The following is a 12571-nucleotide window of genomic DNA, read 5'->3' on the forward strand; positions in this document are numbered from 1 at the left end:
AAAAGGGAGTCCGGGGTGACCCGTCTCCCTCTTTTCGAACTTTGTTTCCGCTTGTCGCGGAAAGGACCGTTCCGGGTCATCCCTTGGTGGGCGACCCGTGCAGATCGTCCTTTATTCGGCGGCTTCTGCCATGGCATCGACCGACACAAATTTGCGGCCAAGCTTGCCGTCGTGGAATCGGACATGGCCGTCCGCGGTCGCAAACAGCGTATGGTCCTTGCCCATGCCGACGTTGGCGCCAGGATACACCTTGGTGCCGCGCTGGCGCACGATGATGTTGCCGCCGATCACTTCCTGACCGCCGAATTTCTTCACGCCAAGGCGGCGGCCGGCTGAGTCGCGACCGTTGCGCGATGAACCGCCTGCTTTCTTATGTGCCATGACTGATGCTCCTTAATTCGTTGCAGGGGCCGAGCCGCGTTGCCGCGCTCAGGCGTCCTTCTTGGGGGCTGCCTTCTTGGCAGCGGGCTTCTTGGCGGGGGCAGCCTTCTCGGCAGCAGCTTCCTTCTTGGGCGCAGCAGCCTTTTTCGGCGCGGCTTCCTTCGCAGGAGCGGCCTTGGTCGGTGCTTCCTTGGCGGGCGCAGCAGCCTTGGCTTCGGTCGCCGGAGCGGCTTCGGCCTTCGGTGCGGCTTCCTTCTTCGGCGCGGCCTTCTTGGCGTCGCCGACGGCCAGGATGCGCAGCAGGGTCAGCGACTGGCGGTGACCGTTGCGACGGCGATAATTGTGCCGACGGCGCTTCTTGAACACGATGACCTTTTCGCCGCGCGTCTGGGCGATGATTTCGGCTGAAACGACGAGGCCATCGGCGCTCTTCACTTCGCCGCCGTCACCGGCCAGCAGGACGTCGCCCAGCGACACGGTATCGCCAGCTTCGCCGTCGATCTTTTCAACGGCGATCTTGTCTCCAGCGGCGACGCGATACTGCTTGCCGCCCGTGCGCACGATTGCGAACATGGTCTTCCATCCAATCAAAAAACTAAATCACCCGCGCTACCGATCACCCACCGAAGCAGGCGATTTTTCCGGCATGCGGGAAAGTCAGCGCCACTAGCGAGCCAGCGCTTCGCTGTCAACCGCCAAATCCCGCGCTTTTCGGGTGAAAAGCGGGTCAAATGGCGAATGACAAGGTGCACCGCCGATTCGGTACTTGCTGCCTTGCGCCCGCACCCATATCAGAGGCGGCGATGAAGCGCACCCTTCTTACGTTGTCGTCGGCGGTTGCCGCCTCCTTGTCGCTTTCGGCCTGTGCCGCGGCGCAAAACACCGGCGCGCCGTCGCTCGCCAAGCGGTCGGTCGAGGGGCGATTCGACGTCGCGCCACCCGCCGTCGTTGTGGCGCCGCCGGGGCCGCTGCCTGCTGATCTTGGCGGACGGCTCGCGCGCTGGGAGGCCGACGCCGCCGCGGCGCAGCAGGCGTTTGCTGCCGAACGGAACACCGCCGCGTCGCTTGTTTCCGCCGCTGCGGGGGCTACAGTCGCCAGCGAACGCTGGGTCGTCGCGCAGCAGGCCATTTCGCGCCTCACTGCCACCCGCGCCCCGCTGACCGCCGCGCTTGCCGACATCGACCGGCTGTATCTTGATCGCAGCATCGAGGATGCGATCGACGGTCTGCCCGAAATCTACGCGCTGCGCGACCGGTTGGCGGAGATGGTGTCGACGCAGGATGCGGTGGTCGAGGCGTTGAGCGGACAGCTGCCGGGGCAGTAATGGCGTCGCCCCCGCGAAGGCGGGGGCCGTTGGCAGCATCGAGCCGCCTCGCCGCGATACGCCGATTGCGGCCTCCGCCTTCGCGGGGGCGACCATGCCTATTGCTGATTCAATCCATGCTTCTTCAACGCATGGCGAATCTGGTCGTAACTCAGCCCCAGCGCTTCGGCCGCGACCTTCTGGTTGAAGCGGCAGCGCGTCATCGTGTCCGACAATATCTGGCGCTCATAGGCATCGACCGCGGCGCGCAGGTCGCTGACCGGGCCGGTCGGCATCGCGGCCGATGCGGGCGCGGGTTCGGCGGGGACGGGGGATGCGCCGCCGTCCGCCTTTGCTGCGGACTGACGGACCACGGGCTGCCACGGGCTGGCGAACGGATCGAAATTCACCGCATCGACCGGTTTCTCGGGGTCGGCCCAGCGATAGATGGCGCGTTCGATGACGTTGCGCAGTTCGCGGACATTGCCCGGCCAGTCGTGGCCCTCCATCGCCGCCAGCGCGCGCGGGCCGAAGCCCGGCCACTCTTCCCAGCCGAGGACGGTCGCCATGCGCTGCCCGAAATAGGTGGCGAGCACCTCGATATCGCCCTCGCGCGCGCGCAGCGGGGGCAGGGTGATCACCTCGAACGACAGCCGATCGAGCAAATCGGCGCGAAACCGGTTTTCATCGACCAGCGCCGGCAGATGTTCGTTGGTCGCCGCGACGATGCGCACATCGACGCGGATGGGACGCGACGATCCGACGCGGGTGACCTCGCCATATTCGACCGCGCGCAGCAACCTTTCCTGCGCTCCCATCGACATCGTCGCCAGCTCATCGAGGAACAGGGTGCCGCCATCGGCCTCTTCGAACCGCCCCGCGCGGGTGCGGGTCGCGCCGGTGAAGGCGCCCGCCTCATGCCCGAACAGCTCGCTCTCGATCAGCGTCTCGGGCATCGCGGCGCAGTTCAGGATCACATAGGGGCGGTCCCAGCGCGTCGACAGGCGGTGCAGGCGTTCGGCGATCAGTTCCTTGCCGGTGCCGCGCTCGCCGATCACGAGCACCGGACGGTCGAGCGATGCCGCCAGGCTGGCGCGTTCGACCGCGTCCTGAAACGCCGCCGACTGGCCGATAAATTGGGTTTCGCGCTCCATTCCCAATCATTGGCAAAATTTCCCGCTGGTTGGCAAGGCAAATCGATGAGGAAGGTCATTTGCGCGTGAAGTTGCGCGGTTTTGCGCCGCTTGCCGCAATTGGCACGGTGTCTGCATAGTATCCAGCGAACCGACACACATCGTGCCGGTGCAGCGAAAAAGATCAGGGAAGGTTGAACCATGAAGTCGATGTATGCCCAAGCCGCCACTTTCGTGCTGAGCACGGCGGGAGCGTTGGCCATCCTCGTCGGCGTGATCGACCAGCCGCAGATCGCGGCCAGCGTCTCCGGCAATCTTGCCGGCCCGTTGGTCGTCGCTGTTATGTCCCCGGCGGTCAGCGCTTTGGCCTGACCGGCACTGGTGCCGGGGCACTCTCCCCCCTTGCCCCGCCCCGGCACCAGCCTTTTTTTGAAACAGCAGACCAAGGTCTCACGATTTCGACAGGAGTTTTTCAGATGGGTATTTTTTCACGCACCCGCGACATCATCGCCGCCAACGTCACCGATCTGCTCGACCGGGCCGAAGATCCCGAAAAGATGATCCGCCAGATCATCTTCGAGATGAACGAAACGCTCGTCGAAGTCCGCGCGTCCGCCGCCCGCACGATTGCGGATCAAAAGGAAATGCGCCGCCACATCACCAAGCTGGAAAGCCTGCAAGACAGCTGGAAGGAAAAGGCCGAACTCGCGCTGTCGAAGGACCGCGAAGACCTGGCCACCGCCGCGCTGGTCGAAAAGCAGAAGGCCGGTGACATGGCCGAGCGCCTGAAGGCCGAGATCGCCGTTCTCGACGACGCGCTCAAGGGTTATGAAGACGACATCGCCAAGCTGCAGAAGAAACTCAGCGAAGCACGCGCCCGCCAGTCAAACGTCTCGACCCGCCTCGAAAGCGCCGCGAACAAGTATAAGCTGCGCGAAATGACCAATGGCGACCGCGTCGAAGATGCCTTCTCGCGCTTCGAAATCCTCGAACGCCGCGTCGACGAAGCCGAAGGCCGCGCCGACGCGCTGAACCTGGGCTATAAGAAGTCGCTCGACGAGGAGATCGCCGAACTCCAGGCCGCCGACAAGGTCGCCGACGAGCTCGCCGCGCTCAAGGCCGCCCAGGTCAGCAAGCAATAAGGGATCAGACCGATGGAAGAAGTCATCGTTATTCCGATCGTTATCGGAACGCTCTTCCTCGGTCTGCCTTGGCTGATCCTCCACTACATTACCAAGTGGAAACAGGCCAAAACGCTGACCGGAGAAGACGAGCAGTTGCTCGACGAATTGTACGACACCGCGCGCCGGCTCGAAAGCCGCCTGCACACCGTCGAACGCATCATCAGCGCCGACCATCCCGACTTTCGCCCCGCGGTGCGTAGCGATGAAGAACTGGCGCAACTCGAAAATATCAGCCGGAGGAACTGAGATGTCTGCCAGCCGCACGAAATTCTACCTCGACAAGCAGAACGCCAAATGGAGCGGTGTGTGTGCCGGGATCGCCGATTACAGCGGCATCGACGTCCTCTGGGTCCGCGTCGGCGCGGTCCTGCTCACCTTGATGGGGGGCTTTCCCTGGACGCTGATCGCCTACTGGATGATCGCCTGGATGGGCACGCCCAAACCCTTCGCGCTCTATGGCTCGAACGAAGAAGCGAAATTCTGGCAGGGGGTGCGCAGCAATCCGACCGCGTCAACCCGCGACATCAAGTCGCGCTTCCGCGACATCGACCGCCGCCTGGCCGACATCGAATTGTACTACACCAGCCACAACCGTCGGCTCGCCGACGAGATCGAAAGCCTACGCTGAGCGGCGGCTGACACGCAACAGGGAGAATACCAATGAATTTCGGGGGTACCGGTTTCGTCCTCGCCATTATCGCCTTGTCGATCGGCGGCTGGATGTTCACCACCTGGATCCGCGCCAAGCACGGCTATCCGGTGGAAAATGAATGGGGTGGCACGGTTCATCGAACCGACCCCGACGCTGATCGAAAAATCGCGCTGCTGACCGACGACAATGCCAAGCTGGCAGGCCAGGTCAGCCGCCTTGAAGAGCGGATTTCGGTGCTCGAACGCATCGCGACCGAAACCAACGGTCAGGCGGCGCAGCTCGCCGACCAAATCGACCGCCTGCGCTGAGGGGAACGACAATGAACGCCGAATTATTGAATACCATCGCCCCGGGGATGGCGGTTCTGGGCCTCGCCGCAATCGGCGGCTGGATCTTCACCACCTGGCTCCGCGTCAAGAACGGCTATCCGCTCGAAAACAGCTGGGGCAAGGCGGTCTATCCCAAGACCAGCGACGAGGCGATGGAACGCGTCAAGCTGATCAGCCAGGAAAATGCCCAGCTGCGCGCCGAACTGGGTTCGGTGAAAGACCGCCTCGCGGTGGTCGAGCGGATCGTCACCGACGAGAGCAGCCGGCTGAGCCACGAGATCGAGGCGCTGCGGCGCCCGGCGAACTGAGGAGATCCGTCATGGGCGATACCATCTGGATACTGATCCCCCTCGCTCCCTTTCTGCTTGCCGGTTTCATCTTCTGGTCGAAGCATCAGCAGAAAATGATCGAAAAGCAGTCCGAAATGACCGCCGAAAAGGCTGCCCAATATGCCGCGGCGACCGAACGGCTGGAGCAGCGAGTGCGCGTGCTCGAACGGATCGTTACCGACAAGGGAATTGACGTCGCCGACGAGATCGAAAAACTGCGCGACGCTCCGCTGAACTGAATTGCAGCAACGATAAAATAATACGGAAGGATCCCCCATGAACCCGTTTGAAATGGTTATCGGCATCGTCCTGATCGTCACCATCGGCAGCGTCGTCCGCGCCAAATATGGAGTGCGCCGCGACAACAAGGGCAACGAGTTTTTCGCCGCCCCCGCCGACAATGCCGAGACCAAGGCACTGCAATCCGAAATCCGCGCGCTCAAGGACCGCATCCAGGTGCTCGAACGCATCGCCACCGACCACAACCGCGCCGTGACGCTCGATGAGGAAATCGAACGGCTGCGCGACCGGTCGCCCTCCTGACGACCGTGACGAAGAAGGAGCCGCATCATGGCCACCATTACGTCTGACCTTGCCACCAACCTGATGGTCAGCGCCGTTGCGCTGACCGCCCTGACCATCATGAGCCTGGCCGCGCTGCGCGGCTGGCGCGACTGGATCCAGCTGAAACGCGAAGAACTCGCCGCAGGGCATGTGTCCGTCACCCATGACGCCACCGTACCCCACGCCGGATCGCGGATCGAAATCGCCGATCTGAAAGAACGGCTGCGCAAGCTCGAAGCAATCGCAGCGGGGGTGGACCTCTAAGCGGGAAAACCGTTCGCATCGAGCGAAGTCGAGATGCCCATCGGCCTTGCGCTGACCCGACGGGTGTCTCGACTTCGCTCGACACGAACGGGCATTTTGGGCCTGACGCTCTTCCCCCATCGCCCCAAATCTGCCAGTGCCGCCGCCATGCGCAGCCTGACCGACATCCACGACGAATATGATTTCCTCGACGGCGACGATCGCTATCGCCTGCTGATCGACCTTGGCCGTGAACTGGAACCGATGCCGGACGCGCTCAAGACCGACGCGACTCTGGTCCGCGGTTGCAGCGCCAGCGTCTGGGTCTATCCGGTGCCGCAGGAGGGGGGCCGCCTGCATTTCCTCGCCGACAGTAACGCCGCGATCACCAAGGGCATTGTCGCGCTGGTGCTGGCGGCGGTGCAGGACAAACCGGCGTCCGAGGTTGCGGGCATGGACATCGCTGCCGCGCTCGCGCCCTTCGACCTCACGCGTCAGCTGTCGTCGAACCGCACCCAGGGCGTCCCCAACATGATCGCGCTGGTCCAGGACACCGCAAGGCGGATTGCCGCGGGCTGATCTCGTCGCCGCCTGGCTTTGCGTCGAGGCAGGAAGCTGTTGTTCCGCACGTTCGTCATCCCGGACTTGATCCGGGATCCATAGCCGCGCCGTCGTCGTGGATCCTGGATCAGGTGCGGGATGACGATGAAAGAGAAGTCGCAATCGATCGCTATCTGCCAAAAGAAAGGGCGCGGGAGTTGCCTCCCGCGCCCAATTCTCGTGTCTGCTCGCGCGGCTTAGAAGCCGACGGTCAGCGTCGCGCTGATCGTGCGCGGCGCGCCGATCTGGGCATTCGGCACCGAAGCGGGGTTGCCCGTGAATACATTGGGGCCCAGCACGCCGCCCTGGTTCAGACCAGGGGTGTAGTTGCCGACATAGAGCGAGTCGAACAGGTTATAGACATTGACCTGGAAGAAGGTCTTGTCATTCAGACCTGCCCATTCGAGGCTGAAGCGAGCGTCCAGATTGACCAGCCAGTAGGCATTGGTCTTGCTCGGATAGACTTCAACCGGAGCGGCCAGCGTGCCGCCATAGACCGGCAGGTTGGTGTCATAGATGAAACGACCACCGGTGCGCTTGCCGGTGATGCCCAGTTCAACCGGACCCAGCGTCCCGCGGACGGTGCCGCCGAAGCTGTATTCGGGCGCGCCCGATTCGCGGTTGCCGGCGGTTGCGACGAAGATCGGCTGACCGACGGTGGTGCACCCAGCAATCGCGCCGTTGACCTGTGCCACGGTGCATTCGCCCGACTGGACATTGTCCTTGATTTCCGACTTCATCCACGAACCGAAGACATAGAGCGCCAACTCGGGGATGGGCTGGTATGCAATGCTGCCGTCGATGCCATATTTGTCGACGCGACCCAGGTTGCGGTACAGGTTGCGGTCGGTTTCCGGATCGAACGCTGATGCCAGACGATCGTTATACTTGGTGAACCAACCCGAAATCTGCGCCTGCACCTTGCTGGTGCGATAGCGGAAGCCGAGGTCGAAGTTGTCGCTGGTTTCGGGCGACGGGCGCGCCGACTCCGTGGTCGGCGCAAAGAAGAACGCGTTGTACAGCGCGTCGGTGCCCGGAACCTGCAAACCCTTCGAATAGTTGGCGAACACCGACATCTGGCTGTTGGGCTTGAACATCAAGCCGACGTTGGGAAGGATGTCGTCATATTTCAGGACGCGCTGCTGCGGACCCTGGATCGTCGGGTTCAGGCCAGCGTAGGTCGCGTTGCGCGGATCGGTGGCGCTGCCGAAACATTCGACAAACCCGGTGTCGCTCGACGTGAAGCAGTTGTTGTTGAGGTCGCGCTTGAAGAACGGGGCGCGGATGCCGACGGTGGTGATGATGCGGCCGTCGGCCCATTCGCCGCGATACTCACCCGACACCTGGGTCAGGATCGCATAGGACAAACGATCACGCTTTTGCAGGATCGAACCGGTGGCGTCGGTCTGCGGTGCATCGGTGACCGGGAAGACGCTGAAGGGTTCGCCGTTAAACTGCAACAGGCCGACTTCGCCGGTCTGACGGTGGCGTGCGCGGTCATAGGTGAAACCGGCGCGGACGGTGTGGCTGTCGTTGATGTCCCAACGCAGGTTGGCGATCACGCCATAACGATGCGTCTGCGTCTGGCTGGGAGCCAGCATCGACACGCGGTCGAGGATGTCGCCGTCGCCGTTGAGGTCACGACCGAAATAGGGCTGACCGCCCAGATAGCCGGTCGAGTTGGTGACGCCAGCACCGGGGTTGATGTCGCGGAAGCCTTCGTTGGCGGTCACGGTGCCGCCGCCATTGGCCTTCACATACTGATAGCTCGGGTCGACGGTCAGGACGAGGCCTTCGGTCAGGGTGAACTTCGATGCGCCGCGGATGTTGCCCGTGTTCGACGGGTTATAGCGACGGTCGAATTCGGTGCCGCAGGTCGACTGGGCATCGACGAGGCCCGGGCGCGCTGCGACGGCGGTGGTGCAGGGTGCGGCGATGTCATATTCGCGCTCGTCCTTGTCGAGCGGGAAGCGGTTGCCCGAACCCGAACCGACGACGCGGTTGGCGTCGAGGCGCAGCGGCACCGAACCGAAGAAGTTGTTGCGGTTGACGTTGTAGTGGCCCGCGACCGAAATGAAGTCGCCGTTGTCGCCCAGCGGCTGCCAGATGCGACCGTTGAACTGCTTTTTGCGCAGGCGGCCATAGTTGTTGAACGGATTGTTGTTCGATGCGGTCGACGCCGACAGGAAGGCGCGCGTGCCCCACGGCGTGAATTCGCCGGTGTTGATCAGACCAAAGATGCGGAAGAATTCATATTCACCCGCCGAACCCGAGACCTTGACGCCGAATTCTTCGGTCGGGATCAGGGTGCGATAGTTCACGGTCGAACCGGTGGCGGCGGCGGTCGGGCTGTCGACGTCGGTCGAACCGAGGTTGACGTTGACCTGCTCGATCAGCTCGGGGTCGAGCTGCTGGTTCGAATAAATCGCATAGTTGCCCGAATCGTTCAGCGGCACGCCGTCGAAGGTCAGGCTGATACGGTCGGCCGAAAAGCCGCGGATCGTCAGCTGGCCGCCGGCCGAGCCATAGGCGTCGTTGTTGGTGAAGTTGACGCCTGGCAGCAGGTTAATCGTATCGAGGATCGTCTGACCGGGGTTCTGGCGTTCGATGATTTCCTGACCCAGAACGGCCTTCGCCTTTGAGGTGTCCGGCGACGAAATGCCGATAACGTCGGTTGCCGAAACGCCGGTGACGACGATTTCTTCGTCGAAGTCGACCGAACCGGTCGACTGGGCAAAGGCGGGCGTGGAAAGTAGCGCGAGCGGGATCAGCGCGCAGCTGGCGGCAAGCGTGTGACGGAAATGCATGTCAGGAAGTCCCCTTGGTGTGATGTCGTTCGGCAGGCGCGCGAAATGGGGCGCGCCAGTCCTGCGAGCGCCCCTGAAGCCCGCATGTGGCACGATTGTGACAGCAATTGTGACAGTGCAAGCGGCGTGGGCCGCGACGGGACGGAAAAGGTCAAAAAAGCGCGAATTTGCGTCACCAACGCCGAGTTATCCACAGCGACAAATGCGTTTTTCTCGGCAACTGTTGCTGCAATGCAACAATTTTGGCGCGACGCCGCTGTCGATTCGGCAATTTGCGGCGGGATCACACCCGCCGCGACTCAGGCGGCGTCGCCCGCCACCTCTTTTGCCTTGTCGGCATAAACCCGCACCGGATCCTTGCGGCCCTCGACGACATCCTTGTCGACGACGATCTCGACCACGTCGGTCAGGTCGGGCAGGTCGAACATCGTGTCGAGCAGGATCGCCTCGACGATCGAGCGCAGCCCGCGCGCACCGGTCTTGCGTTCGATCGCCTTCTTGGCGACCGCGACCAGCGCGTCGTCGGTAAAGGTCAGCACGACCTCTTCCAGATCGAACAGCTTGCGATACTGCTTTACCAGCGCGTTCTTGGGTTCGCCCAAAATCTTGACCAGCGCGTCGATGTCGAGATCTTCGAGCGTCGCGATGACGGGCAGGCGGCCGACGAACTCGGGGATCAGGCCGAATTTCAGCAGATCCTCGGGCTCGATATTCTTGAGCACTTCGCCCATGCGGCGCTCGTCGGGCCCGGCGACATGCGCGCCGAAACCGATCGACTTGCCCTGCAGGCGGTCGCCGATGATCTTTTCCAGGCCCGAAAACGCGCCTCCCGCGATGAACAGGATGTTCGTCGTGTCGACCTGCAGAAATTCCTGCTGCGGATGCTTGCGGCCGCCCTGCGGCGGAACGCTCGCAGTCGTGCCTTCCATCAGTTTGAGCAGCGCCTGCTGCACGCCTTCGCCCGACACGTCGCGGGTGATCGAGGGATTCTCGGCCTTGCGGCTGATCTTGTCGATTTCGTCGATATAGACGATGCCGCGCTGCGCCTTTTCGACATTATAGTCGGACGATTGCAGCAGCTTGAGAATGATATTCTCGACATCCTCGCCGACATAGCCCGCCTCGGTCAGGGTCGTCGCGTCGGCCATGGTGAAGGGCACGTCGAGGAAGCGCGCCAGCGTCTGCGCGAGCAGGGTCTTGCCGCTGCCGGTCGGCCCGACGAGCAGGATGTTCGACTTCGCCAGTTCGACCTCGTCACCGCGGCCGCTGTTCGCCAGGCGCTTGTAATGATTGTGCACGGCGACCGACAGGACGCGCTTGGCCTTGTTCTGGCCGATCACATAGGCATCAAGGTGGTGACAGATTTCCAGCGGCGTCGGCACGGCGCCGTCCTTGCGCGCGGCAACCCCGCCCTTGATCTCTTCGCGGATGATGTCGTTGCACAGTTCGACGCATTCGTCGCAGATGAACACGGTGGGTCCGGCAATCAGCTTGCGGACTTCGTGCTGCGACTTGCCGCAGAAGGAGCAATAGAGGGTGCTCTTGCTGTCCGAGCCGCTCAATTTCGTCATAAAACTTCCTTTGGCAGGCGCCGAAATGGCGGTGCCGTCCTTATCCTAGCCCGCGGTCACCCAATTACAATATGGCAATTGGGTGACATCGCCGCGATGTCCCGCTTAGCAGCAAGGCGCCAAACGGGCGTCAACAAATGCGGTTACCAATTCCGTCTTTCGTCATGCCGGATCGAGTGCGGGGTGACGATCGCTGGGATGGTCGCACGTTCAGGGCGTCGGGCCTTCGCTCAGATCCTTGGCCGCGTCGCCTTCCAGCGCGCCGGGGCGGCGGTCATAGACATGATCGACCAGCCCGAATGCCTTGGCTTCGTCGGCTTCGAGGAAGGTGTCACGGTCCATCGCTTTTTCGATGTCTTTCAGCGACTTGCCGGTATATTTCACATATAGCTCATTCATCCGCTTACGGATGCGCAGGATTTCCTTGGCCTGAATCTCGATGTCCGACGCCATCCCGCGCGCGCCGCCCGACGGCTGGTGGACCATGACGCGCGCGTTGGTCAGCGCGACGCGCATCCCGGGCTCGCCCGCCGCGAGCAGGAAGCTGCCCATCGAAGCGGCCTGACCGATGCACACCGTGCCGACGCGCGGGCGAATATACTGCATGGTGTCGTGGATCGCCATGCCCGCCGTGACGGCGCCGCCCGGCGAATTGATATACATGTAAATGTCCTTCTTCGGATTTTCCGATTCGAGGAACAGCAGCTGGGCGGTGATCAGCGACGCCATATTATCCTCGACCTCGCCAGTGACGAAGATGATCCGTTCGCGCAGCAGGCGTGAGAAAATGTCAAAGCTGCGTTCGCCGCGGCTCGTCTGCTCGACGACGACGGGGACAAGAGCGGCGAGCGGGTCGATCATTGGGAATGCGTCCTTATGCTATTGGAGCGCCGCGCCGAGAACCGGCGGGCTGGCCCCTCGGTCACCTACATCGGCGGGGCGGCGGAGGGTTTCAAGGGGGCAAATGACGCCGTGTTTCCCATTCTCGTCACCCCGGACTTGATCCGGGGTCCCGCTTGGCGGCGGCGAATAGCGGGACCCCGGATCAAGTCCGGGGTGACGATGACGGATATATTGGCATCAAAAAGGCAAGGGCGGGAAAGTCCCGCCTTCGTTTTCCAGATCAGTCGCCGGCACCCGGCTCGGGCGAGAACAGCGTTTCGAACTTGCCTTCGACACCCTTATATTCGTCGGCGTCGGCGGGGCTTTCTTTCTTCACCGTGATGTTCGGCCATTCGGCGCTGAACTTGGTGTTCACTTCCAGCCATTTTTCCAGGCCGCTTTCGGTATCGGGCAGGATCGCTTCGGCGGGGCATTCGGGCTCGCACACGCCGCAGTCGATGCACTCGTTGGGGTTGATGACGAGCATATTCTCGCCCTCATAGAAACAGTCGACGGGGCACACCTCGACGCAGTCCATATATTTGCACCGGACACAGGCATCGGTGACGACATAGGTCATGGTTTCTGGCTC

General features: G+C 62.6%; 18 protein-coding genes. 11 read left to right on the forward strand and 7 right to left on the reverse strand.

Annotated elements, in window-relative coordinates:
- Nucleotides 1-111 precede the first annotated feature (111 nt).
- Together rpmA and rplU are read right to left on the reverse strand one after the other, a co-directional pair.
- Nucleotides 112-381 (reverse strand): 50S ribosomal protein L27, encoded by a 270-nt coding sequence (gene rpmA / locus B4F07_RS16450; protein WP_293698969.1) that lies wholly within the window; start codon nucleotides 379-381, stop codon nucleotides 112-114.
- A gap of 48 nt (nucleotides 382-429) precedes the next feature.
- Nucleotides 430-954 (reverse strand): 50S ribosomal protein L21, encoded by a 525-nt coding sequence (rplU, locus tag B4F07_RS16455; RefSeq protein WP_293698966.1) that lies wholly within the window; start codon nucleotides 952-954, stop codon nucleotides 430-432.
- A gap of 230 nt (nucleotides 955-1184) precedes the next feature.
- Here rplU and B4F07_RS16460 point away from each other — a divergent pair, with 230 nt between their 5' ends.
- Nucleotides 1185-1706, forward strand: a complete 522-nt coding sequence (locus B4F07_RS16460; protein WP_293698963.1) for a hypothetical protein — start codon at nucleotides 1185-1187, stop codon at nucleotides 1704-1706.
- Nucleotides 1707-1804: 98 nt separating this feature from the next.
- On the opposite strand, the gene pspF is transcribed toward B4F07_RS16460, so the two are convergent.
- Nucleotides 1805-2839: a phage shock protein operon transcriptional activator gene (pspF, locus tag B4F07_RS16465; protein WP_293698961.1), complete on the reverse strand. Its 1035-nt coding sequence runs from the start codon at nucleotides 2837-2839 to the stop codon at nucleotides 1805-1807.
- A 180-nt stretch (nucleotides 2840-3019) separates the two neighbouring features.
- Here pspF and B4F07_RS16470 point away from each other — a divergent pair, with 180 nt between their 5' ends.
- The 10 genes from B4F07_RS16470 to B4F07_RS16515 all read left to right on the forward strand — a co-directional run bounded on the left by B4F07_RS16470 (nucleotide 3020) and on the right by B4F07_RS16515 (nucleotide 6698).
- Nucleotides 3020-3190, forward strand: coding sequence for a hypothetical protein (locus B4F07_RS16470; protein ID WP_293698959.1), 171 nt, complete (start codon nucleotides 3020-3022; stop codon nucleotides 3188-3190).
- A gap of 104 nt (nucleotides 3191-3294) precedes the next feature.
- Nucleotides 3295-3960 carry a phage shock protein PspA gene (gene pspA / locus B4F07_RS16475; RefSeq protein WP_293698956.1) on the forward strand — a complete coding sequence of 222 codons (666 nt, stop codon included), beginning with the start codon at nucleotides 3295-3297 and terminating at the stop codon, nucleotides 3958-3960.
- Nucleotides 3961-3972: 12 nt separating this feature from the next.
- Nucleotides 3973-4248 (forward strand): envelope stress response membrane protein PspB, encoded by a 276-nt coding sequence (gene pspB, locus B4F07_RS16480; RefSeq protein WP_293698953.1) that lies wholly within the window; start codon nucleotides 3973-3975, stop codon nucleotides 4246-4248.
- A gap of 1 nt (nucleotide 4249) precedes the next feature.
- Nucleotides 4250-4630 (forward strand): envelope stress response membrane protein PspC, encoded by a 381-nt coding sequence (gene pspC, locus B4F07_RS16485; protein ID WP_293698950.1) that lies wholly within the window; start codon nucleotides 4250-4252, stop codon nucleotides 4628-4630.
- A 32-nt stretch (nucleotides 4631-4662) separates the two neighbouring features.
- Nucleotides 4663-4962 carry a hypothetical protein gene (locus tag B4F07_RS16490; RefSeq protein ID WP_088442934.1) on the forward strand — a complete coding sequence of 100 codons (300 nt, stop codon included), beginning with the start codon at nucleotides 4663-4665 and terminating at the stop codon, nucleotides 4960-4962.
- An 11-nt stretch (nucleotides 4963-4973) separates the two neighbouring features.
- Nucleotides 4974-5291 (forward strand): hypothetical protein, encoded by a 318-nt coding sequence (locus B4F07_RS16495; protein WP_293698946.1) that lies wholly within the window; start codon nucleotides 4974-4976, stop codon nucleotides 5289-5291.
- A gap of 11 nt (nucleotides 5292-5302) precedes the next feature.
- Nucleotides 5303-5551: a hypothetical protein gene (locus B4F07_RS16500; RefSeq protein ID WP_293698943.1), complete on the forward strand. Its 249-nt coding sequence runs from the start codon at nucleotides 5303-5305 to the stop codon at nucleotides 5549-5551.
- A gap of 37 nt (nucleotides 5552-5588) precedes the next feature.
- Nucleotides 5589-5855: a hypothetical protein gene (locus tag B4F07_RS16505; protein ID WP_088442929.1), complete on the forward strand. Its 267-nt coding sequence runs from the start codon at nucleotides 5589-5591 to the stop codon at nucleotides 5853-5855.
- Between the two features lie 27 nt (nucleotides 5856-5882).
- Nucleotides 5883-6140 carry a hypothetical protein gene (locus B4F07_RS16510; protein ID WP_293698935.1) on the forward strand — a complete coding sequence of 86 codons (258 nt, stop codon included), beginning with the start codon at nucleotides 5883-5885 and terminating at the stop codon, nucleotides 6138-6140.
- 147 nt (nucleotides 6141-6287) lie between these two features.
- The gene (locus B4F07_RS16515) at nucleotides 6288-6698 is read left to right on the forward strand and encodes a SufE family protein (protein ID WP_293698932.1); all 411 of its coding nucleotides are present in this window, start codon (nucleotides 6288-6290) and stop codon (nucleotides 6696-6698) included.
- A 218-nt stretch (nucleotides 6699-6916) separates the two neighbouring features.
- Here the strand turns inward: B4F07_RS16515 and B4F07_RS16520 are convergent, their stop codons facing one another.
- The 4 genes from B4F07_RS16520 to fdxA form a co-directional block, all read right to left on the reverse strand.
- Entirely contained in the window at nucleotides 6917-9526 is a 2610-nt protein-coding gene (locus tag B4F07_RS16520) for a TonB-dependent receptor (RefSeq protein WP_293698929.1), read from the reverse strand.
- Between the two features lie 299 nt (nucleotides 9527-9825).
- The gene (gene clpX, locus B4F07_RS16525; RefSeq protein WP_293698926.1) at nucleotides 9826-11097 is read right to left on the reverse strand and encodes an ATP-dependent Clp protease ATP-binding subunit ClpX; all 1272 of its coding nucleotides are present in this window, start codon (nucleotides 11095-11097) and stop codon (nucleotides 9826-9828) included.
- 210 nt (nucleotides 11098-11307) lie between these two features.
- Nucleotides 11308-11958, reverse strand: a complete 651-nt coding sequence (locus tag B4F07_RS16530) for an ATP-dependent Clp protease proteolytic subunit (protein WP_293698923.1) — start codon at nucleotides 11956-11958, stop codon at nucleotides 11308-11310.
- Between the two features lie 262 nt (nucleotides 11959-12220).
- Nucleotides 12221-12559: a ferredoxin FdxA gene (gene fdxA, locus B4F07_RS16535; RefSeq protein ID WP_293698920.1), complete on the reverse strand. Its 339-nt coding sequence runs from the start codon at nucleotides 12557-12559 to the stop codon at nucleotides 12221-12223.
- Between the last annotated feature and the right edge of the window lie 12 nt (nucleotides 12560-12571).

This window comes from Sphingopyxis sp. UBA6723, assembly GCF_002454115.1.
GTDB lineage: Bacteria > Pseudomonadota > Alphaproteobacteria > Sphingomonadales > Sphingomonadaceae > Sphingopyxis.